Below are 22,493 nucleotides of genomic sequence, written 5' to 3'. Positions count from 1 at the left end.
CTTTTATATGATGTTTTTGTATATATTTATGATTTGTGTAGCATGATTTTCGGCGGCGAATCTTTTTACAAATTCCTTTCCTTTTTCAATCATCAACTTCTTTTTTGAAGGGTTAGATAAAATCTCTTTAAGTACCTGAATGGTTTCATCTACATTATTAGGATTCACATATATTGAATCCGGTCCACCGGCTTCTTCCAAACATGAACCCGTGGCTGCTACAACAGGAACTCCAGAGTGTAAGGCTTCTATTATTGGTATTCCAAAACCTTCGAAATAAGAAGGATATACAAATATCTCTGCAGATTGGTAGATGGCGGGCAAATCACCAAAAGGGATATTGTGCATTATGTGGACTCTTGAAGTTAAACTATGCTCATTAATAAAATGCTCTATTTTTTTTGTATAAGTCGTGCGACGTCCCACAATGATGAGATGGATGTCTTGTGGTAGTTGTGCCAGTGCCTGAACTATTAATAGAGCATTTTTGCGTTCTTCGATACTACCAACATTTAATATATACCTAGCCGGTAATTGGTATTTAGCACATACTTCCTCTTTTTTCTTATTGTCGATTGGATGCTCGAATACAGGATCGCATCCTTGATAAACGACTTCTATTTTATCAGTGGGAATATGGAAATACTGGATAATGTCACGCTTGGTGCATTCGCTAATAGCGATTATCTTATCAGCATTTTCGCATGCTTTCCGGAATTTATATGTATATATTTTCCTGTCAATGAAATGATAGTATTGCGGGTATCTCAGGAAAATTAAGTCATGGATGGTTACAACGCTTTTAATATCACTTTTGTGAATATTCAGCGGAAGCTCATTGCTAAGGCCATGAAATATGCTGGCATTTTCTTTCTCTAGTTGGTGCGTAATCCCGAATATGCGCCATAGGGAGCTAAACTTCCTCCAGAAAGACGCGGCAGGGTAGGAAAGATGTAACTGTGGATACTTCTCAGTTAATATATCCAATCTTTTATTGTTGCGCTTTTGGGGAGCGTATAGGACATACTCATTCTCCGGACAAAAATGACATAATATATCCGCAATATAGCGGCTATAATTGCCTAATCCTGTGAAATTCTGTACAGCACGTTTTCCGTCGAAGCCTATTTTCATCTTTATTCCTTCAAGTGTTTCTACTTAGACTCTGAAATCCCGATAAGGTTTATTCAGATCCAAATAATGAAAATTATGTTGTCTTTGCCCGCTTTGTTTGGGAATGGTCATATAATCCCCATATTTTTGAGTCAGGTAAGTGTCGTATTCTTGTACTCCCCATACCTCTTCGCCTTCAAAAAGGACAGGGGTCGGAGTTCCTAAAATCTCCTTTGACATAATTCCTTTCATGCCATCATCGTAATCACAGACAAGAGAGCTTTTGTCAAAATCATATTTAGTCATTACCTTTTTGATTTTCTCTTGCACTTCTGTAAGTGTATAAAGTTTCCTGCATAATAACGGTATCCATGAACTCGGGCCTTTCCCATGTTTGTAAGGATCACGATGAATCAGGTATAACACACGTTTGTAGAATTCATATTTGGCAAAATGCATTCTTTGTGTCATACAGCTTTCTGGTGCTCCATCCAATGGAAATACATCGATATATACGCCACCTAAATATTTAAGATGCATACGTTCAATTAAAGTTGTGCCAGCATCCTGTATCTTGGCAAATGGAAGAGGATATTCTTTATCATTCTCTGCGCAAACGGCTTCATAGGGTTCGGGCAGCCATTCTTTGGCATTAGCCATTAGTAAGTCATAGTCAGTGCGAGGCATGCCAATATCCAGGTCGTCATCCCAAGGAATAAACCCTTTGTGACGAACGGCTCCCAACATGGTTCCTGCCATGATGTAATAGCGTAGATTGTGCTTTTTGCAAACCTTGTCTATAGCTAGTAGGTTCTTTAAAATGCGAAGCTGTAAAGGGCGTATGTCGTAAGTGGCCATATTTATTTGACTTTGATATTAATAAAGACTGGCTGGAATCAACTTCTGCGCCTGTTGGAAATCTTCTACAGTATCTAACTCGGCCGAAAAGAATTCGGTCGTGTCTATCACGTAAAAACTATGCCCTTGTGGAATCAGCCTTTCAAAAGCCCGTTCGTAGAATATGTTATCCAATCCTTCTATTGTAATCATAGTTTTTAACTCCTGAAATAGTGCCTTTGTATATGCAGTTGACATTTTCTCGATTCCTATAGACTCTCCGATGGCTTCGGAAATTGAGCAGACCTTACTAATCTCAACGACTTTTTGCTCTTCGTCTGCAATAACCTTTATTTCTTCCGCTCCTAGTTCATGACGATTGAGCGCCAATGCGTCAACTTTGTCTGAGCCAAGAATCTTTGTTACAATTTGAGGGTCGAACACGATGTCGCTGTCCAAAAGCAAAACCTCTTCTCCGTCAACATAGGGCTGAGTAAGCCATAGGGAATAGATATTGTTGGTCGACTCATATTTATCATTATAAATAAAAGTGATCTTTTGGGCGGGATAGTGTACCTGCAGAAAATCGACTATTTGTTGCTGACGATATCCTGTGACAATAATGAACTCATCAAAGCCATTTTGCATCAAGGCATCGAAAGCTCTTTCTAGCAAACAACGCTCTCCTATCTTCAGAAGGCATTTAGGAGTTGTATCGGTCAGCGGGCGCAAGCGTGAAGCTATTCCTGCGGCTAATATTATAGCTTTCATTTAGAGACTATTTCTTTGATTGTATCTATAACGATTCGGTTCTGTTCCGGACGTCCCAGCGTAATGCGCAGGTGAGTGTTTATATCTGGTTCATTCATAAATTTCACTTTATAGCTCTGTTCAGCAAAGGTCTTTTGTAAAGCCTCTTTCAGTTCTATCGGGTATTTGATTAAAATAAAATTGGCAACCGATTCATACACTTTGAATCCAGGCAACACGCCGATTTCCTTTTCGTAACGCTCACGGTCTTCGTTCATCAGTTTGGCGATGTTTCGGTAGTGTGCGTCCGATTTAAGAGCCGCAATGGCGATATCTTCGGATATCCGGTTATATCCCAAATATTTATTGCTGTATCTGCTGAATTTTTCCAGCTCCTTACTCATAAATCCGAATCCCATACGTAAACCGGGCAATCCATAAAACTTGGATAAAGTACGGGAAATAATCAAATTCGGATATTTATTAACCAGCTTTTTGATATAACTGGTATCAGTTGAAACAAAAGAAGCGTATGCTTCGTCTATCAGCACCACTGTTTGGCTGGGTACTTCTGCGAGCAGTTCATCCAATTCTTTTGGAGTTAAACCATTGCCGGTAGGATTATTGGGAGAAGCTAGTAAAAGAATCTTCGGATTCTCTTTCTGAATCATATCTTTTAGCGTCTCAAAGTCATATTTAAAAGTATTTCCGTCTTCGTAGAGAGGATATTGCAAAGTATGGCCATTTACCTCATCTGCAATTGATTTATAATACCACCATGAGAACTTAGGAATCAACATCGTTTTATTTCCATCTTCTTGAGTCAGAAAATAATGTACGGCTTGTTTCAGGATATCTTCCCCGCCGTATCCTAACAAAACTTGTGTTTCATCTATATCATAAAGTTCAGATAAGAAAACAGATAATATACTTTTCTTTCCTTCATCATAAATGCGGGTATAAAAACAAAGTTTATTTATATCGAAGTTTTTTAAAGCTTCTACTACTTCTTTTGATGGGCTGTAGTTAAATTCGTTTCGATCCAGAAAATTTAATTTCTTTTGTTCCATATTTTTTGTCTATTTTTTCTTTGTTAAATACTGGTCTATTCCTTTGGAGCACCAAGTACGTTTTTCGTCAATTGTTCGTTCTAGTATCTCGTTGTTAATATTAAATTGTGCTCGTGAATTATCTTGGTGATACAAGTGAAATACAATTCCTGCATTTTTGATGATGCGCTTACGAATTCCCGCATTGATAAGTCTGCAGGCAATCTCACTATCCTCCCGTCCCCAGCCGATCATATTTTCGTCATATCCGTTGACCATTAATAAGTCGCTTCTCCAAAAACCCATGTTACAGCCACGTACATATAATAGGTCGGTTTGGTGATAATTCTGTAAGAACCATGTTAGTAATTGACAGCGTATGCCATTGAGGCGGTTGTGTACTCCTTTGTTGCGGATTGAAACTTGAATACTACGTTCTGCTATTAGTCTTTTAGAAAGCTCTGGCTGTATATTGAGCCGGCTACCGCTTACAAAACTGTTTCTGCGTGCAAAACGTTTATGGTCCTTGATGAAATATTTATTTAAAATGATATCTCCGTCAATTTGTATCACATAGTCCATGTTAGCTCTTGCAATGGCTTTGTTTCTGATAACAGTTAGGCGAAATCCATTGTCTTCATGCCATACGTGTATGACTGGTACTGGTGATAGTTTTTTGAATTCTTCCACTATCATTTGGGTTTCTTTGCCGGAACCATCATCTGCAATCACTATTTCGTCAGGAAGTATTGATTGTCGAAGTACACTCATGAGGCATAGATCTAATGCCTTGGGAGAATTGTATGTCGAAATAATTAATGAAACTGTCATAGGTTTGGTTCGTTAGATTTCTTCAAGTCCGTTATTTGTTCTGGTTATTTTTTCTTCTTTTATTTTCTGCATAAAATCCCGGTGGTGAGGTTCCTCTTTTCGGGAAAGCTGTTTATGATATAGATGATAGGCAATAGCAGAAAATTTAATGATTTTTTTCTGTCTGCCTAAATTGACTAACCTCCAACTCAGCTCTTCGTCTTCATGCCCCCATCCTTGTAAGTTGTTGTCGTATCCATTAATAGCAATAAGGTCTTTTTTCCAGAAAGACATATTACATCCTTTCACCCTTCTTCCTGACATTTCTTTGCGAGTAGCAAACTGTGCAATTATGGGATAGAGCCGTAAAGCATTTGTTGGCTGCTTCATTACTAACTGAAGTTTATTGGTTATTGAAAATTTCCCTTTATCAAGTATAGATATAGTAGTTCTTGCATTGAGATTTGCCCGAGTCCCTCTAATAAAGCAACCTTGTTCCGCCATGCGTATGTGATCTTCAATAAAATGAGAACTGGCTACAATATCTCCATCGATTTGAATAATATAAGGGGCAGAGGCCTTTAATATAGCCCTGTTTAGTATAATTGTTTTACGAAAACCTTTGTCTTCGTGCCATTCATGTAATATTGGAATAGATGTTTTTTGTGCAAAATCACGTATAAGTTTTGCTGTCCTTTCGTCGGACCCGTCATCTGCAATAATAATTTCAGAAGGTAATATCGTTTGTCTTAAAATGCTGTTTAGGCAGAGTCTCAAAGCCTCTGGCCAATTATATGTAGCAATGATTAACGATATTGTGACTTCTTTTTTCATATTCCAAATATCTAACGAAGAATAAATGTGCAAATATACATTACTATCCGTAGAATAGCAATTATTTAGGGCTTTATTTCGTTTTCGTTAATAGTTCGTTTTCTAGTATTAAAGCTTTATTTAGCGTTTGGATTTTGTATATTGAGTAATCCCCTTGGCGCACCACGTTGCTTTAGAGGAGATTGTCTGCCGGAGTATCTCGTCGTTTTTGTTGACACTTGTGCGGGGGCGCATTGGATGGTATATGTGGAACATAATACCTGCAAATTTTATGATTCTTTTTTCGATTCCCAGATTGATTAACCTGCTCGCAAGTTCATTGTCTTCTCGTCCCCAGCCTGTCATTTCCTCATTATAGCCATTAACTTGTAGCAAGTCATTTCGCCAGAAGGCCATATTACATCCCCTTACATACAAAATGTCATCTTGCCGATACTTCTCTTGTAAGGAACTAAGACATGGTATATGTATTCCGTTCAATTTACTATGAGTACCTTTTGTGCATATTGATATATTAAAAGTTTGTGATGATAAGAGCCGTTCAGCAAGTTCTTTTTCTATAATAACTCGGCTACCACTTACAAAACTACCTTTGCGTGCAAACCAAATATGATCTTTGATAAAATCTTTGTGCAATATAACATCTCCATCTATCTGGATTATATAATCTTTGCTACTTTGAACTATGGCTTTGTTGCGAATTTGTGCAAGCCTAAATCCATTGTCCTCTTGCCATACATGTATGATAGGCACCGATGTTTTTTTTCTTATATTGTCTATTAAATCTCTGGTGTCTTGTTTTGAGCCATCGTCCGCAATAATGATTTCGTTAGGAAGAACAGATTGGACTAGAACGCTTTGTAAACATAAGTTTAGAGCTTCTGGCCAATTATAGGTTGGTATGATTACTGATACACTGATTTCCTTTTTCATGCTGCTAAATTTATGCTGTTCTTTTGAATTTAAACTAATATGCGAAATTACATAAAAAACTTGAATCGATAGAATATATCTTTGTTTTTAGGTAATATATGGTTAATTTTAGGGAAATCATTTGCGACTTGTCTTCGATAATATGTACTTTTGTAAAATAATCAAATAATCACTTATAGTAGAGGATAAAACGTGATGGCGAAAGAAAAAATAGCCTTGGTTGCCATTAGATATGGAAAAGATATCAATGGCGGTGCAGAGTATCATTGCCGAATGTTAGCCGAGAGACTAGTTGATGATTATGATGTTGAGGTTTTTACAACCTGCGTTCGTAATTATAACACCGGAATGAATGAACTTCCTGAAGGTGAAGAGAATATTAATGGTGTGTTGATTCGCCGTTTCAAAGCTGCCCCGCTTGATCGGGAAAAGCATAAGTTGTATTCTAAAGAAGAAAAAACTGCGCGAAAGTGGAGGCGTTTTTTGTTTCGTATCGGAATTTTGAAATATTTGGCTAATGTATTTCCTGTATGGAGATGTAAACATGAGGCAGAATTGAACTCTTTTTTGAGTTATCCTTTTTATTCTCCTGATATGCGTAAATTTATACGTGATAATAAGGATGAGTATAAGGTGTTTATTCCTGTAAATATGGCTGAGCCTACTACATTTTTTACGGCTATTGAAGCTCCTGAAAAAACGATATTGATTCCTACAATGCATAATCAAGGAATTTTCTTTAAAGCTATTCAAACGGAGGTGATGACAAATGTTGCATATATTGGCTTTAATGTAGAAGCAGAACAGAAATTGGCTGAAAACGTTTTTGGTAAACATTTGTCTCCCCATGGAATTATTAGTGTTGGGATTGAAGAAACAAAGCCGGCTTCATGGGTAAAAACTCAAAAGAAATACAAACTTCCCGAAGATTATCTGTTGTATATTGGGCGCGTTGATCCCAATAAAATGGGAAAAATATTTGATTATTTTATAAGTTATAAAGAGAAATGCCCTCAGAGCTCACTCCAATTGGTCTTGGTAGGAGGTATTAATTTCGACCGATTACCTTTTGAACATCAGGATGTAATATATACAGGTTTTGTAAGTGATGAGGAAAAAATGGTCATATTGCAACATGCTAAAATTGTGATAAACCCATCAAAGTTTGAAAGTCTCTCATTGATATTACTGGAAGCAATGAACCAAGGGAAGCCTATGATTGTAAATGGAGAATGTGAAGTTTTGAAAGAACACTGTGTAAAGAGTGATTATGCGGCTCTGTACTATACAGCGAAAAGTGATTTTATTGCAAAACTTTACAAATTGGATATGTCAGAGTCTTTGAGGTTGGAGATGGGGGAAAGGGCTGTAAAATATGTGCAGGAAAATTATAATTGGCCTGTTATCTTGGCGAGATTAAAAGAAAATATAAAAAAAATTGATATATAATGAAAGAAAAAATCGCTTTTGTCGTAGTTCGTTATGGTAAAGATATTAATGGTGGGGCTGAATATCATTGTCGTATGTTGGCAGAAAGATTAGTAGATGATTATGATGTTGAGGTACTTACTACTGGTGTAAAAGATTATATAAAAGGAGGGAATGATATTGCTGATGGTGTAGAATTTATTAATGGAGTACGGGTGCGTCGTTTTAAAGTTGAGCCGGTTTCAGGTGCGTCAGAATGGGAGCTCCAGAAGAAAGCAAAGCCTGTGCGACGCTTGAGAATGTTTCTTTATCGTATTGGATTATTGCGATTACTCTCATATTTTGTTCCTGTTTGGAAGTGGCAAAGCGGTAAAGAATTGGAGGCCATGAAAAGAAGTGTTTTTTATTCTCCTCAATTGCATCGATTTATAAAGGAACACAAAGACTTTTATAAGGCTTTTATACCTATAACAGTAGACTTTGTCCCGTTTTATTATACTGCTATTTTAGCAGGTGAAAAGAGTATCGCAATTCCGACTATGCATTATGCGAAAGTTTCTTTTAAAGCTTTACTGACTGACGCATTTTCGCGTTTTGCGTATGTCGGTTTTAATACGGAAGCCGAACAAAAATTAGGTGAACATATTTTTGGAAAGGCGCTTGGGAAGCATGGGATAATTAGTGTGGGTATTGAGTCTGTAAGGCCGGCTGACTGGAAGGAAACAAAAACAAAATACTCTTTACCTGATAAATATTTATTATATGTGGGACGTATTGATAAAGGTAAAGTGAATGATGTTATAGTTTATTTTTCTAAATATAAAAGAAAATATGAGGATTCGGTTTTGAAATTAGTGATGGTTGGAGGGTTATTTGATGAAGTTGCAAGTGCTCCTGATGTGTTATATACGGGGTTTGTGTCTGATGGGGAAAAGGTTTCTATAATTCAACATGCGGATCTCGTTGTGAATCCGTCACGATATGAGAGTCTGTCATTAATCCTTTTAGAAGCACTAAGTTTAGGGAAGCCAATGTTGGTAAATGGACGCTGTGCAGTTTTGAAAGAGCATTGTAAATTGAGTAATGGTGCAGTGGATTATTATATGAATGAGCGGCAGTTTGTTTCTAAGTTGCATAAGATCGAAAATTCGTTAGGACTGAAAGAACAGATGTCTGATCTAGGTAAGAGATATGTTGCGGAAAATTACGACTGGGTATTGATTATGTCTCGTTTAAAAAATGCGATAGAGTCTATTCCATCGCGATAGGCTATTGTGCAAAGCTATTGACTGATTAAGAAGTTCCTTTCTTAATCAGTCAATAATTGTTTCTTTGTTTTTTAGATACAAAGAAATGGTATTTATAATTGAGGACTTTGTTGGAAACTATAACTTCTTAAAAATTTATTTGTGTTAGTTTGTCGAATAGTTGAATCCATTTGCGACCAATATTGTCAATGGAGTATTCTTTTGATTTAGTGATAACGTTTTTTTGCATTGTTTTTTGTAACTGTATGTTCTTTAATAGTTTGATGAGGGTTTTTGCGTATTCTCTGGACTTAAAAGGAGGGATGATAAATCCGTTGATGCCTGAAGGGGAAAGGATTGTTTTTACTCCATCTGAACATCCATAAGCAATGGGTATAACCCCGTTTGCTTGTGCTTCTGTTAGACAGAGCGGCCAACCTTCAGTAGTTGAAGTTAGGCACAATATAGCAGCATTTTTATAGAATTCATCAACATTGGTGCTATGCCCCATAAAATAGATATGTTGTGAACCTAATTGTGTTACTGTTTTTTCTAGCTTTTTCTTTTCAGGTCCTTCCCCGACTAGTAACAACTCCCAATCAGGGACTTGTTTGTATATCTTGTCCCATATGTGAATTAGTCGATCTATTCGTTTGTCTGGATAGGTCATTCTTCCAACAAAGATTAATTGTTTCTTTTTATCTAAATTAGGTTGGTTGACTATCCTTTCGGGATTATGAATCACGAATAATTTATTGTTTGACTTGTCTAATTTTAGTTCTTTTATAAATTGATCTTTATACTCTTCGCATAGGACTAAAAATGCATCTACCTGACTGTATGTGTTAATGTAGGAGTTTAATACTATCTTTTTATATTTCTTAGTTATTCGAAATTTGATATTACGAATGTATTTCCACTCTAATCTTTTGAGTAGGGGGCGGTTGGCTGTGTGTCTCTCTGTTTCAGAGATCTCTATATAAGTTGCCTCGCAAAAAGGTTTCCCATGGAAAGAGAATATGAATTTACATGATAATGCTTCTTTTTTTAGCAAGGGAAGGTACGGTAGTTCATCTCCTTGAATAATAAAGATTCTGATATTGTATTCTTTTATTTTTTCTAAGATGAATTGAGCGTTGTTTGTAGAATGCTGTTCTTTCTTATCAGGCAATTCTATTATGGTAATGTATTTCCTTGTGTTATCTGATAGTTTGTCTTGAAATTGATTCCAAGTGAAAACAATAGATTTATATTCATGGTGAGAGGCGTATTCTGCAATGTCAATAGTAATTCTTTCAGCCCCTCCATATGGGAAATTTTTATGTAAAAAGGCGATGTTTTTAATCATATTTACGGTGTTAGTTTTTAAGACATATTTATTGGCGACAATTTTAATACAAAGATATTTAAGTTTTTATAGATTGCACTTATTATTATAAGATTTTCTATATCTTTGTATATTTAACATTTTAGAAATGAAAAAGCTGTCGATTATAACAATTAATTTGAACAATTTTGAGGGGCTGCAGGTTACAATGAATAGTGTGTTCCAGCAATCCTATTCAGATATTGAATATATCATTATTGATGGTGGAAGCGTAGATGGGAGCATTGAATTTATAAGAAAAAATGCAGATAGAGTTGATTACTGGATTTCAGAGCTAGACGCTGGGATTTATAATGCTATGAATAAGGGGGTGCTGCGAGCAACCGGTGAATATGTTTTGTTCTTGAATTCTGGCGATTATTTGGCAGATAATGATGTGCTTTCATTTATGTCAAAAGAACTAACCGGTGAAGAATTGGTATATGGAGATCTATATGAAGGAGTGGAAGGGCAAGGAACTCTAACTATATTTCCTGATATATTAACTGTTCGTTATATGATGCAATATTATCTAGGGCATCCTTCTACATTTATAAAACGATGTTTATTTGAAAATGATTTGTATTCTGAGGACTTGAAAATTGCTGCAGATTGGGAGTTTTTTTTAAAAAAAATAGTGGTTGAAGGTTGTTCCTATAAGCATGTGAATAGGACTGTATCTATTTATAATTTGGATGGGTTGAGTGCTACTGCTGTAGGAGTAGGAGATAGCGAACGCATATTGATTCTAAGTAGATTATTCTCTCCTATTTTATATAATGAGATGAAATATTTAATCGAGATTGAAAAATCCCCTTTTGTCGAGTTGATTCCTAAATTGAGTGAAACGAAAAGGTTTCAATATAAAATGAAAAACTTGGTTGCATTTTTGCTTAAAGTGGAAAACTTTATAGTGCATAGGAAATAATAGAACAACTTTAAATATTTAGGGATGAAACAAGCATTGAGCAGGTTGTATGAGAATATTCACGTAAAAATTCTATCAATTGATTATTTAAAGATTCTATCTAATAGGTTAGTAGTTTATATTCTCCTAATAATTGCATTTTTGATTAGTATAAGTCAATTAAATCACAGTGTATCAACATGGCATGTTGATGATTGGAGTGTTAAACTTCATAGGCTTGAGGATGCTATGTTATTGGCAATCCCTATCTTATTTCTTTGTAAAAAACGTTTTGTTTTTTTGTATTTACTTTTAGTTAATATTTATCTATTGTCTATAATTTGGTATTTTCGTACCTATGGCACAATAATGCCTTTGTCTTCTTATTTAATGTTCGATAATTTGAATGGTTTATTGCCTTGTATAGTAGACTCTATTCATTTTAAGGATGTATATGTTATATTGCCATCTGTTTTTTTTATGGCACTATATTCATTGATGTATGCTAGGATAGGTATAAATTGGCGTTTAAAACTTCATGTATTTTTTATTGCTGTATTATTTACCACAGGATTAGTTTCATCATCTTACTTGTTTGGTAGAAATGGTTTTTATGATACTCCATTATTCTTTTTTGGCATTGAACAAGTGAAAAGTTTTAAAGAATATGGAATTGTTAATTTTTGGATATATCAATTTTATTTTTATAAAGGAGTATCGAAATCAGAGGAGAATTATGCAAGGAAGTTTATGGAGAATTTATATCAAGATAATCATGAGATAAAATATTACTCTACTGTACATAATAAAAACTTAATTGTTATTTTGGTTGAATCGTTACAGAGTTGGCCTATAGGGTTGAGTGTAAAAGAAGTGGATATTACACCTAATATTGATAGTTTGTTGTTGAAAGAAAATACAGTTTATTTTCCTAAAGAGGTGCCACAGGTGAAAGATGGGAGGTCTAGTGATGCGCAGTTGCTTATTAATACGGGACTGTTGCCTTTAACGACAGGAGCTGCATCTGCTATGTGTACATCTGACTCTTTTTTATCATTACCTATGGCGCTAAAAGAGAAGGGATATTCTACTGCTTCTTATGTTTGTGATAATAAGCACTATTGGAATCAAGAAGCGATGACTCATGCTTATCATTTTGATTATTTATATGATTGTTTGGGAGGTGATAATGGCATTAAGGGGGCTGATGAAAGTCTTTTTAGAAAGTCTATGCCTATATTGAAACAGATGCAGCCTCCTTTTTATGCGCAGCTGGTAACTCTTTCTAGTCATTCTCCTTATAGTGATTCTCCTATTAATACACCTTTGGAAGATATGACTTTTGAAAGTAATGAAGTTAAATATTATTTGACTGCTATTCAGTATGTTGATCGTTGTATTGGGGAATTTATTGTGAATTTGAAGAAAGAGGGATTGTATGATAATAGTGTTATTATCATTACAGGCGATCATGAACAAGTGACCTATAATAAATATGAGGGACGTGAACAGATGTGTGTTGAGGATTGTTTTGTTCCTTTTATTATTGTGAACTCTCATTTGGCTTCGAAACAGGTAGATAAGGTTATTGGTCAGATGGATATATATCCATCTTTGTTGAATTTGATGGGGTGTTGCGATTATTCGTTTATGGGTTTAGGTGAAAGCGTTTTTGGAGATAGTATAAGTAATTACGCTACTTATCGAAATGGAATGTCGGCTGGAGGAGAAGAAGTGTCTGATATAGTTAAAAGATATAGGATGGAATGTTGGAAAGTCTCTGATATTTTACTTCGTATGGATTATTTTGGAAGCTGTAAATGAAAATAGATTGTTAGGTGGTTGAATGTTTATCTATTTAGTAGTATTCTTGATGCCATCAGATTTTATTTGCAAGCTATGGTGATTGATTTTTTTTAAGATACTCGGAGTTTTTTGTGTGTGAATTAGAAATATAATCTCTATATTTGTGCAATATATGTGTATCAATTTTATTTATTGGGATGAATGGTGTATATAAGTTGATATGGGATTCTCTTTTCTTCGGCTATTCTGTAGGGAAAATCGATTTGTCCGTCGCTGATAAAAGTCTTCTTAGTAGGATTTTAAATGAATCTAAAGTTAGAGGCTATAAGTTGATCTATGTCTTTTTACCTTATTCAGAGACATTAAGCGATGATTATTTGAGAGAATATAATGGTTTATTGGCTGATGTTAAAGTTCTTTATCGATGTGGAATTAAAGATGTGGATAGAAGTACTGTTGTGTTGGAGGAATATGATGGATGTGCTGACGGCTTGTATCCTTTGGCTTATGCTAGTGGCGCATATTCTCGTTATTTGACAGATAAAAACTTTTCGAAGGAGATCTTTTATCGGTTATATAGAAAATGGGTTGATAATTCTTTGAATAAACAATTGGCGGATAAAGTTTTTGTTTATAGAAGGGAAGAGATGATTGCTGGTTTTGTTACATTGAAGTTCTGTGAAAATAGTGGATCTATTGGTCTTATCGCTGTTGATCGTGCTTTTCGAGGAGCATCAATCGGTAGTCGTTTAATTGATAGTTGTAAAAGATGTGCGTTTAATAATGATATAAAAATCCTTTCTGTGGCGACGCAATTGAATAATAATATTGCTTGCTCATTTTATGAGAAGAATGGATTTGTAAAATCGCAAATCATGAATATTTATCATTTTTGGTTGTAATATATGATACCATTTAATAAACCTTATTTAACAGGAAGGGAGCTTGAATATATTCAAGAGGCTGTAATCAAAGGGAAGCTTTCTGGGAATGGGTATTTTACGAAGAAGTGCCAAGCATTTATAGATGAAAGGTATGGCTTTCGTAAAACTCTCTTAACTACCTCGTGTACGGATGCTTTAGAAATGGCTGCTATTTTAGCGGGAATAAAGGAAGGTGATGAGGTTATAATTCCTTCATATACATTTGTGTCAACTGCTTTAGCTTTTGTTCGACAAGGTGCTAAAGTGGTTTTTATAGATTCATCGTCTGATGAACCTAATATGGATGTAAGGCAATTGGAGAGTTTAATTACTTCTAGAACCCGAGCGATTGTGCCAGTACATTATGCTGGTGTTGCATGTGATATGGATGCTGTTATGCTGATTGCGGAAAAGTATAACCTTGTGGTTATCGAAGATGCTGCACAAGCTATTGATTCATATTATGTGTCTTTAAATAAGGGAAGGAAAGCTTTGGGGGGAATTGGTCATATGGGATGTTTTTCTTTTCATGAAACTAAAAATGTTATATCAGGAGAAGGGGGGCTATTGGCTATAAATGATGAACGTTTTATTAAGCGATCGGAAATAATATGGGAGAAAGGGACAAATCGAGCGGAATTTTTTAGAGGAGAAGTCAATAAATATGGTTGGGTAGATGTGGGAAGTTCTTTTTTGCCATCTGAACTGACTGCTGCATTTTTATATGCCCAATTGGAGTCAATCGATATGATACAGAAGCGGAGAAAAGATTTGTGGGAAAAATATTATGAGAAATTATTGCCATTTGCAGGAGATGCATTCCAACTTCCATTTATTGAAGATTATGCCACAAATAATGCTCATATGTTTTATCTTGTTTGTGATTCATTAGACCGCCGTAGTGAGATTATAGATTATTTAAAGGAAAATGGAATTTTGTCTGTTTTTCATTATCAAAGTTTGCATAGTAGTCCTTATTATATAGATAAACATGATGGTAGAAAGTTGCCGCAAGCAGATCGTTACTCTGAAACTTTGGTTCGTTTGCCAATGTATTATGAGTTAGAGTTTAGCGAGATAGAATTAATTTGCGATTTGATAAAAAAAATGATATGAGTTCCATAAAAATATTGAATTTGGCAACTTATGATTATGGTGGTGCGGGAATGGCGTCTATCTGTATAAATGATTTGCTTAATGTGGCTGGTTTTGAATCTAAATTGATGGTTTCTGAGAAAAAAACAGAATTGCCTAATGTAGTAAAATGTAGGTTGTATTCAAAGAATCCGATATCTTCTAAGATGTATAGAATGTGGGCTAGAGCAGAGAATAAGAAGTGGCGAAAAATTGTATCTGATTATGGGTTTATAAATAAAACCGTTTTTGCTCCTCAAAGCTCTTATGCATCTGCAAAATCAATTCTGTCTCAATTGGGTTTTATTCCAGATTTAATATTACTTCATTGGGTTAGCTATTTTATTACTCCTGTCATTATAAATGAATTAAAAAAAATGACTGGTGCTAAAGTAGCTTGGCTAATGTTGGATAATTCTCCAATAACTGGTGGCTGTCATTATCCTTTTAAGTGTGTAGAGTATCAGTTTAAATGTGAGAGCTGTCCATTATTTCGGATAAAAAATACCTTAGCTCAAGAGCATTTGTCTTTCAAACTAAAGTTATTGCCTAAAGACTTGGAGTTTTGGGGAACCTCATCAGATGTGTTGAGAGCTAAGAAATCTGCTTTAGGAAAATTGCGAAATGCGAGAGCTATGCTTTTCCCTATTAATGAATCGTTAATATCAAATATTTCTAAAGAAGAATCACGTATGTTGTTGAGGTTGCCAATGGATAGAAAAATAATACTTATTGGTTGTACAGATCTTAGCGATATACGGAAAGGTGGAGAATATTTATTGTCTACACTGATTTTGTTGAGAGAACGTTATCCAGAGTGGTATTCTAATGTATCTTTGTTGTTGGTAGGAGATAATCAGAGTGAATCTTTTGGAAATATTGGCTATGAAGTCTATGCTTTAGGGAGGCTTTCTCTTTCTGAGTTAATGCGGGCTTATAATGCTGCGGATTTCTTTTTGAGTACTTCGGTTGAAGATTCAGGGCCATTAATGATTAACCAAGCGATTGCATCTGGTACTCCTGTTGTCTCTTTTAATATAGGTGTGGCAGAAGATCTTGTTTTTAATGGTAAAACTGGGTATAAGGCTCAATTAGGTGATATAGAAGGGTTGCTGCATTGTGTTGTTGATATGTTGTCGCTTTTGGAACAGAAAGAAGATGAAATATCTTGTAATTGCAGACATCTGTTTAAGGAGAAGTCTTCAGAATTATCTATATTGTCTTGTATTCAGAGTGTAATGTCTAAAAAATAATAGATTTGTAAAAAAATAGTTATGCCACAGCTGTCGATTATAACAATTAATAAGAACGATGCGGAAGGTTTGAAAAGAACCTTGGAATCCATCTGGGATAAGCAAGTATTTAAAGATTTTGAACATATTATTATTGACGGAGCTTCAACTGATAGAAGTGTTGATGTGATAAAAGAGTATGAATCAAAATTAGCATATTGGATATCTGAACCTGATAATGGAATTTATAATGCTATGAATAAGGGAATTGTTAAAGCGCAAGGAGATTATTTATTATTCTTAAATTCTGGTGATTGGTTGGAGGATGATATATTGTCGCAGGTGTTTAAGGAAGGTTTGACGGAAGATATTGTTTATGCCGATTTTTATTGGTATTATAATGAGGATAAAATAGTTCCAGAATTATATCCTGATGAATTAACCGTACCATTTATGCTAACTCATTCTTTGGGGCATCCCTCTTCTTTTATAAAAAGAGTATTATTTAAAGATATGCTGTATGAAGAAAAATATCGAATAATTTCTGATTGGGTGTTTTTTGTAAGAAAAATTTTATTGTGTAATTGTTCTACAAGGCATTTAAATCTTGTCACTTCGTATTTTAATATGTATGGTATAAGTACAGACCCGAATAGTCGAGATTTAGTTTTGCGGGAGCAGGCTGATTTTTTTGAATATGGATTTCCTCATTCTATATGTGATCTTTCTCGTACTATATGTAATCTTTCTCGTGAACTTGAAAATTATGAAAAAGCATTAGATATTTTGTCTAAACACAGGGTGATACAACTTGTAGAGTCGACTTGGGTTCAAAGGAAAGCTCGGCAATGTATAAAACTATTATTTAAACTAGAAAAAATATTAGGGAAGAATAAACATTAAAAGACCACTTTCTAAAATTTATTTAATTTGCAGGGTAGCGATATCAAAATAATTTCGTCCATTGTGCAAACTTGACAGAAACGTATCTAGTGTCATGTTGTATTTTACCGCCAAGTACGGGAGTTGCATTATTTAGGTTTGAAAATCCCAGAAAACGCGCTTTATGGTTGGTTCAAACTCGCTAAGTTATCCTATTATACAAGTAACAAGGAGAAAGACCTAAAAGAGTTACTACTCAATTGCTGGAAACGCAGAAACTCCCAAAGAAATTTAATAATATTTTAATGAAAAGCATTCTATAATAAAAGGAATTGCTATAGCTCTAATAAGGCTATAGCGATTCCTTGCTCGTACAGATACTTTGGGGGCTTACGTAAGAGGGGTAGTTCAAACTATACCTTAAAATTGAAGTTTATAGTAGATGAAAACAAAATGGATAGTTAAGAAAGGATAAAATCCCTTCAGAAGGGCTAATTGCTCTTTCTTGAATATAAAATATTCGTTTCTCATATTCTCATAAATAGATGGTAAATATCAGATAATTAGCAAGGTAAGCTATGAGAAATGTTTTTAAAATTGGCATTTCTCATAGTTTCACTCGCAAATAGACCTTAATTTGGCTTATTTCTCATACCCGTTGAATTTATTTCTCATAATATCCCGGAGCTGGTACATAAATTGGTTGTGTGGGTTTACCTATATTCTGTAAGTTGCCTTGCGCTTTTAGGCGACGAATCTGTCTGCTGGCCATGCTTTGAGTGAAGCAGCAAAGTGACTGCATATTACTACGGGTCAATACGGGGTGGATTGCAAAATAAGCAGTGAGCTTCTTGTCGATCTCTTCTTCTGAAAGAGAGGCCGAATGTGGCTTGTATTTCGAACGTCGTAAGTGACTGCTCATGCATAAACTTTTTAAATCTCTGTCCGACTGAAAGTTAATGGACTTTAGTCTCACTTTATCTGCACGAGTGGTAAGCGAATGTACGGGTTCAGTAGCTTGTAATGTAACCTGAAAATAACCGATTCCATCCAGATGTACTCGTTCTCCTTCGCATAGGTGGTTTCCCATGCATCTGCTTAATTCCATTAGCATTGCTTCTACTTCTGCTTTTCCAAAAGTGGTTGCCATGTGGATTTCTCTTGCCAGTTTTTGAGTGGTCACATGCTGAAAGTTAACTACTCGTGGATGATAACTAGGTTCTTCTCCTTCTTTCTCCGGTTGGGGATTCTTATAAAACTCGAATTGTATTGCCATCTTTGTTTTAGTTTAATGGTTGTTTATATGTTATATACCTGATGCGCTTAGTACATCTTGCCTTTATCCTTTTATTATTTAACCGACATCCTAACCGTTCTACTCCAGTGAACGGTTCTTTTCACTCTAGTAGACAGATCTTTTTACTGTAGTGAACAGGTCTGTGCACTCTAGTGGAACGAGTGGGATGGTCTTTCAAAGATACAACATTATTGGGTGGAAAACAAGTGATTAAGCTATTGTTTACATGAAAATGATAGTTCAATATTGTGTAAAATAAGGTTGCTCAATGAGTGGGGCGAATAGTTGGTGGTTGACTATGAGAAATACCTTGAGATACTATGATGAATAGACGTTTTTTGAGGAAAAATGAAAGGTAAAGTATGAGAAATGCCAATCTTAAAAACGTTTCTCATTGTGTACTGTTTTGATTATGTGGTCTTTATCTAAAACTTATGAGAATATGAGAATAAGAATTGCGAAATCTTTTCTAGTGGCGGGGATAAGTGTGTTGTAAAACTTGTTTGTACGGGATATTAACCGTACATTTGTCTGTGGTAATAATCGCCCTACAAACACATGCAGGACAAATAAATAAAGAAATGAGAGTAACATTGGTAAGAGACGATGGCAAGGCGAACACTATGCGTACGTTAAGAATCGAACAGCTCGTAGAGCAAATGAAAGTGGAAACCAAATCACAGCCCGTCTCAAAAATGAGAGAAGTCCTGCCTTTTATGATTCCAGGTGACAAAAATGACTATGTGCAGAAAGTGCCGAAGTTGCTGCCTGCAGCAGCCTTTTTTCGCAAAGACGGCATAACGACCATGAGTGAATACAACGGAATTGTGATGATTCAGGTGAATAACTTGTCGGGGTATATGGAAGCGAATGAAGTGAAGGAACGGGTGAGGGAGTTTCCGCAAACTTATTTGGCTTTCACCGGTTCTTCCGGAAAATCGGTGAAAGTATGGGTACGCTTTACCTATCCTGATGATTGTTTGCCGAACACTCGTGAACAGGCGGAGCTTTTCCATGCACATGCCTATCGGCTGGCAGTGAAGTTTTATCAACCCCAGCTTCCTTTTGATATTGAACTGAAAGAGCCTTCATTGGAACAGTATTGTCGCTGGACTTTTGACCCGGATTTGTATTTTAATCCTGAAGCAATGCCTATTTATATGCAACAGCCTGTAAGTATGCCGAGTGAGACAACTTATCGCGAACGAGTGCAAACGGAAACTTCACCACTGCAACGGCTTGCACCCGGCTATGAGAGATGTGGTGCACTTTCTTTGCTTTTCGAGGCAGCTTTTGCACGTGCATTGGATGAAGAGGCAGGCTATCAGCAGGGAGGGGATAAGCAATCTCTGTTGATTCATCTGGCGGAACATTGTTTTCGTGCCGGTATTCCTGAAGAAGACACGGTGCGATGGTCTCGTGCTCATTATCATTTGCCGAAGGATGAGACATTGATTCGGGAGACTGTACGGAATGTATATCGGACTTGTGAAGGATTTGCAGATAAGAGCAGCCTGTTACCGGAACAATTGTTTGTCATGCAGATGGATGAGTTTATGAAACGGCGTTATGATTTTCGTTTCAACCAACTGGCATCACAGGTGGAGTGCCGTGAGCGGAATAGTTTTGATTTTTATTTTCGTCCGGTGGATAAACGATTGATGGCAAGTATTGCAATGAATGCACATTATGAAGGGCTTAAACTTTGGGATAAAGACGTTGTGCGTTATCTGAATTCGGATCATGTACCGGTTTATCAACCTATCGAAGAGTTTCTTTATGACCTTCCTCGTTGGAACGGTAAGGATTATATTGGCAATTTAGCCAAACGGGTTCCTTGTGACCATCCTTATTGGACTCAATTGTTTCGTCGCTGGTTTCTTAGTATGGTCGCACATTGGCGTGGGATGGGTAAGAATCATGCGAATAGCACTTCGCCTATATTGATCGGCCCGCAAGCTTATCGTAAGTCTACATTTTGCCGCTTGATCTTGCCGCCATGTTTACAGGCATATTATACGGACAGTATCGATTTCAGCCGGAAACGGGATGCTGAACTGTATTTGAATCGCTTTTTATTGATTAATATGGATGAGTTCGATCAGATTGGCATCAATCAGCAGTCTTTTCTCAAGCATATTCTGCAAAAGCCTGTCGTCAATACGCGACGTCCGAACGCTTCGGCAGTGGAGGAACTCCGCCGGTACGCTTCTTTTATCGGTACAAGTAATCATAAGGATCTGTTGACGGATACTTCCGGTAGTCGCCGTTTTATCGGTGTCGAGGTAACGGGAGTGATTGATGTTGTCCGCCCTATTGATTATGAACAATTGTATGCGCAGGCAATGGCGCTGCTGCATAGTAATGAACGCTATTGGTTTGACGAAAAGGAGGAGGCGATTATGACAGAGGCTAATCGGGAGTTTGAGCAGTCTCCGGCGATTGAGCAATTGTTTCAGGTATATTACCGGGCAGCGGAAGAGGAAGAAGAGGGAGAATGGTTGCTTGCTGCAGATATATTGCAGCGGATACAAAAAGCAAGTAAAATGAAATTTTCTTCCGGGCAAGTTAATTATTTCGGGCGTATCTTGCAGAGATTGGGAGTAAAGTCGTTCAGGAAAACGCGCGGGGTTTATTATCATGTGGTGCCTGTTGAGTAAGGATGATGATGAAATAATGTATAGTAGATGGCTTTTATTATTTTATAATAATTATCTTTGCGTAATAACGTGAGATGTATGAAGACTATGATAAGAAATCCTTTTATAACAAGCGGCTATGTCTCTGCTGATTATTTTTGCGATCGCCGTTTTGAGAGCGAACAGTTGGTGCGCGAGGTGATGAATGGGAATAATTTGGCTCTTGTTTCTACCCGGCGAATGGGAAAGACAGGGCTGATCCGTCATTGCTTTCAGTTTCCTGAAATTAAACAGGGTTACTATACCTTTTTTATTGATATATATGATAGCCGCTCATTGCGTGATTTGGTCTTTGCACTTAGTAAGGAGATTCTGGAAGTGCTGAAACCTGTGGGGAAGAAAGCTTTGCAGAGCTTTTGGGAATGTGTGAAATCTTTGCAAGCCAGTATCTCTTTTGATGTGAATGGTATGCCTTCTTTGAATTTGGGGCTAGGGGATATACAAGCTCCGGCTACTACACTCGATGAAATCTTTCGGTATTTGGAACAGGCGGATAAACCTTGTCTGGTTGCAATTGATGAATTCCAGCAGATTTCCGGATATGTAGAGAAAAATGTGGAAGCTACTCTTCGGACCTATGTGCAACATTGTAATAATGCACGTTTCATTTTTGCAGGGAGTCAGCGGCATGTGATGGGAAATATGTTTTTAACGCCTTCCCGGCCTTTTTATCAAAGTGTATCAATGATGCATTTGGAAAGTATTCCTTTAGAAGAATATATTCGTTTTGCAGGTACTCATTTCAAGCGTGCGGGCAAAGAAATAGAAGAAAACGCTATTATTTCGATTTATCAACAGTTTGAGGGAATCACATGGTATATACAAAAAGTGTTGAATACGCTTTATGACATGACTCCGGAACAGGGAGTCTGTAGAGTTGAAATGGTGCCAGGCGCTATTCGGCAGATTATTGATTCATTCAGATATACTTATTCGGAGATTCTTTTTCGTTTGCCGGAAAAACAAAAGGAGTTGCTGATTGCTATCACTAAAGAGGGAAAGGCTAAAGCTGTCACTTCCGGTGCTTTCATTAGAAAATACAGACTGGCTTCTGCTAGTTCAGTCCAAGCAGCACTAAAAGGGTTACTGGAAAAGGATTTCGTGACTCAGGAAATGGGAATCTGTCAGATATATGATCGTTTTTTGGGAATTTGGCTGAAAGAGAATTATTAAGTCATTTTTCATTTATTGAAGAACGCTTTTCGATAAATCGCGTTAATAATTAGCTGAAACTGCTGTCTGTTAA

The 22,493-nt window shown here is 36.3% G+C and carries 19 protein-coding genes; 10 read left to right on the top strand and 9 right to left on the bottom strand.

Features of this window, described 5'->3' with window-relative positions:
- Nucleotides 1-3: 3 nt before the first annotated feature.
- From I2I13_RS04760 to I2I13_RS04730, 7 genes are all read right to left on the bottom strand, one after another.
- Nucleotides 4-1,134: a glycosyltransferase family 1 protein gene (locus I2I13_RS04760; protein WP_195648937.1), complete on the bottom strand. Its 1,131-nt coding sequence runs from the start codon at nucleotides 1,132-1,134 to the stop codon at nucleotides 4-6.
- Between the two features lie 24 nt (nucleotides 1,135-1,158).
- Nucleotides 1,159-1,971 carry a phosphorylcholine transferase LicD gene (locus I2I13_RS04755; protein WP_195648936.1) on the bottom strand — a complete coding sequence of 271 codons (813 nt, stop codon included), beginning with the start codon at nucleotides 1,969-1,971 and terminating at the stop codon, nucleotides 1,159-1,161.
- An 18-nt stretch (nucleotides 1,972-1,989) separates the two neighbouring features.
- Nucleotides 1,990-2,721, bottom strand: coding sequence for an NTP transferase domain-containing protein (locus tag I2I13_RS04750; RefSeq protein ID WP_195648935.1), 732 nt, complete (start codon nucleotides 2,719-2,721; stop codon nucleotides 1,990-1,992).
- Nucleotides 2,718-3,770: a histidinol-phosphate transaminase gene (locus I2I13_RS04745; RefSeq protein ID WP_195648934.1), complete on the bottom strand. Its 1,053-nt coding sequence runs from the start codon at nucleotides 3,768-3,770 to the stop codon at nucleotides 2,718-2,720. The genes I2I13_RS04750 and I2I13_RS04745 overlap by 4 nt, the downstream gene beginning before the upstream one ends.
- A gap of 9 nt (nucleotides 3,771-3,779) precedes the next feature.
- On the bottom strand, nucleotides 3,780-4,580 hold the full coding sequence (locus I2I13_RS04740; protein WP_195648933.1) for a glycosyltransferase family 2 protein: 801 nt from the start codon (nucleotides 4,578-4,580) through the stop codon (nucleotides 3,780-3,782).
- Between the two features lie 12 nt (nucleotides 4,581-4,592).
- Entirely contained in the window at nucleotides 4,593-5,393 is an 801-nt protein-coding gene (locus tag I2I13_RS04735; protein ID WP_195648932.1) for a glycosyltransferase family 2 protein, read from the bottom strand.
- 120 nt (nucleotides 5,394-5,513) lie between these two features.
- Nucleotides 5,514-6,326 (bottom strand): glycosyltransferase family 2 protein, encoded by an 813-nt coding sequence (locus tag I2I13_RS04730; RefSeq protein ID WP_195648931.1) that lies wholly within the window; start codon nucleotides 6,324-6,326, stop codon nucleotides 5,514-5,516.
- Nucleotides 6,327-6,521: 195 nt separating this feature from the next.
- Between I2I13_RS04730 and I2I13_RS04725 the strand changes: the two genes are divergently transcribed.
- Together I2I13_RS04725 and I2I13_RS04720 are read left to right on the top strand one after the other, a co-directional pair.
- Entirely contained in the window at nucleotides 6,522-7,775 is a 1,254-nt protein-coding gene (locus I2I13_RS04725; protein ID WP_195648930.1) for a glycosyltransferase family 4 protein, read from the top strand.
- Nucleotides 7,772-9,022 carry a glycosyltransferase family 4 protein gene (locus I2I13_RS04720; RefSeq protein ID WP_272225184.1) on the top strand — a complete coding sequence of 417 codons (1,251 nt, stop codon included), beginning with the start codon at nucleotides 7,772-7,774 and terminating at the stop codon, nucleotides 9,020-9,022. Before I2I13_RS04725 ends, I2I13_RS04720 begins: the two co-directional genes overlap by 4 nt.
- Before the next feature lie 127 nt (nucleotides 9,023-9,149).
- Here the strand turns inward: I2I13_RS04720 and I2I13_RS04715 are convergent, their stop codons facing one another.
- The gene (locus tag I2I13_RS04715) at nucleotides 9,150-10,349 is read right to left on the bottom strand and encodes a glycosyltransferase (RefSeq protein ID WP_195648928.1); all 1,200 of its coding nucleotides are present in this window, start codon (nucleotides 10,347-10,349) and stop codon (nucleotides 9,150-9,152) included.
- Between the two features lie 127 nt (nucleotides 10,350-10,476).
- On the opposite strand from I2I13_RS04715, the gene I2I13_RS04710 reads away from it, so the two are divergent.
- From I2I13_RS04710 to I2I13_RS04685, 6 genes are all read left to right on the top strand, one after another.
- A complete protein-coding gene (locus tag I2I13_RS04710; protein ID WP_195648927.1) occupies nucleotides 10,477-11,295 on the top strand; it encodes a glycosyltransferase family 2 protein in 819 nt (272 codons plus the stop codon).
- 24 nt (nucleotides 11,296-11,319) lie between these two features.
- Nucleotides 11,320-13,098 (top strand): LTA synthase family protein, encoded by a 1,779-nt coding sequence (locus I2I13_RS04705; RefSeq protein WP_195648926.1) that lies wholly within the window; start codon nucleotides 11,320-11,322, stop codon nucleotides 13,096-13,098.
- Between the two features lie 179 nt (nucleotides 13,099-13,277).
- Nucleotides 13,278-13,982 (top strand): GNAT family N-acetyltransferase, encoded by a 705-nt coding sequence (locus tag I2I13_RS04700; RefSeq protein WP_195648925.1) that lies wholly within the window; start codon nucleotides 13,278-13,280, stop codon nucleotides 13,980-13,982.
- Nucleotides 13,983-13,985: 3 nt separating this feature from the next.
- Nucleotides 13,986-15,119 carry a dTDP-4-amino-4,6-dideoxygalactose transaminase gene (gene rffA, locus I2I13_RS04695; RefSeq protein ID WP_195648924.1) on the top strand — a complete coding sequence of 378 codons (1,134 nt, stop codon included), beginning with the start codon at nucleotides 13,986-13,988 and terminating at the stop codon, nucleotides 15,117-15,119.
- Nucleotides 15,116-16,390 carry a glycosyltransferase gene (locus I2I13_RS04690; RefSeq protein ID WP_195648923.1) on the top strand — a complete coding sequence of 425 codons (1,275 nt, stop codon included), beginning with the start codon at nucleotides 15,116-15,118 and terminating at the stop codon, nucleotides 16,388-16,390. The genes rffA and I2I13_RS04690 overlap by 4 nt, the downstream gene beginning before the upstream one ends.
- Before the next feature lie 21 nt (nucleotides 16,391-16,411).
- Nucleotides 16,412-17,272 (top strand): glycosyltransferase family 2 protein, encoded by an 861-nt coding sequence (locus I2I13_RS04685; RefSeq protein WP_195648922.1) that lies wholly within the window; start codon nucleotides 16,412-16,414, stop codon nucleotides 17,270-17,272.
- 643 nt (nucleotides 17,273-17,915) lie between these two features.
- Here I2I13_RS04685 and I2I13_RS04680 read toward each other — a convergent pair.
- The gene (locus I2I13_RS04680; protein ID WP_195648921.1) at nucleotides 17,916-18,527 is read right to left on the bottom strand and encodes an HU family DNA-binding protein; all 612 of its coding nucleotides are present in this window, start codon (nucleotides 18,525-18,527) and stop codon (nucleotides 17,916-17,918) included.
- A 602-nt stretch (nucleotides 18,528-19,129) separates the two neighbouring features.
- Between I2I13_RS04680 and I2I13_RS04675 the strand changes: the two genes are divergently transcribed.
- On the top strand, nucleotides 19,130-21,208 hold the full coding sequence (locus I2I13_RS04675; protein WP_195648920.1) for a BT4734/BF3469 family protein: 2,079 nt from the start codon (nucleotides 19,130-19,132) through the stop codon (nucleotides 21,206-21,208).
- A gap of 78 nt (nucleotides 21,209-21,286) precedes the next feature.
- Nucleotides 21,287-22,420, top strand: coding sequence for an ATP-binding protein (locus I2I13_RS04670; RefSeq protein ID WP_195648919.1), 1,134 nt, complete (start codon nucleotides 21,287-21,289; stop codon nucleotides 22,418-22,420).
- Nucleotides 22,421-22,493: the final 73 nt, after the last annotated feature.

The organism is Bacteroides sp. D55t1_190419_B8, assembly GCF_015558905.1.
Classification (GTDB): domain Bacteria; phylum Bacteroidota; class Bacteroidia; order Bacteroidales; family Bacteroidaceae; genus Bacteroides; species Bacteroides vicugnae.
Note: the sequence above shows the minus strand (reverse complement) of the source record. Positions and strands in the feature narration are given on the sequence as shown.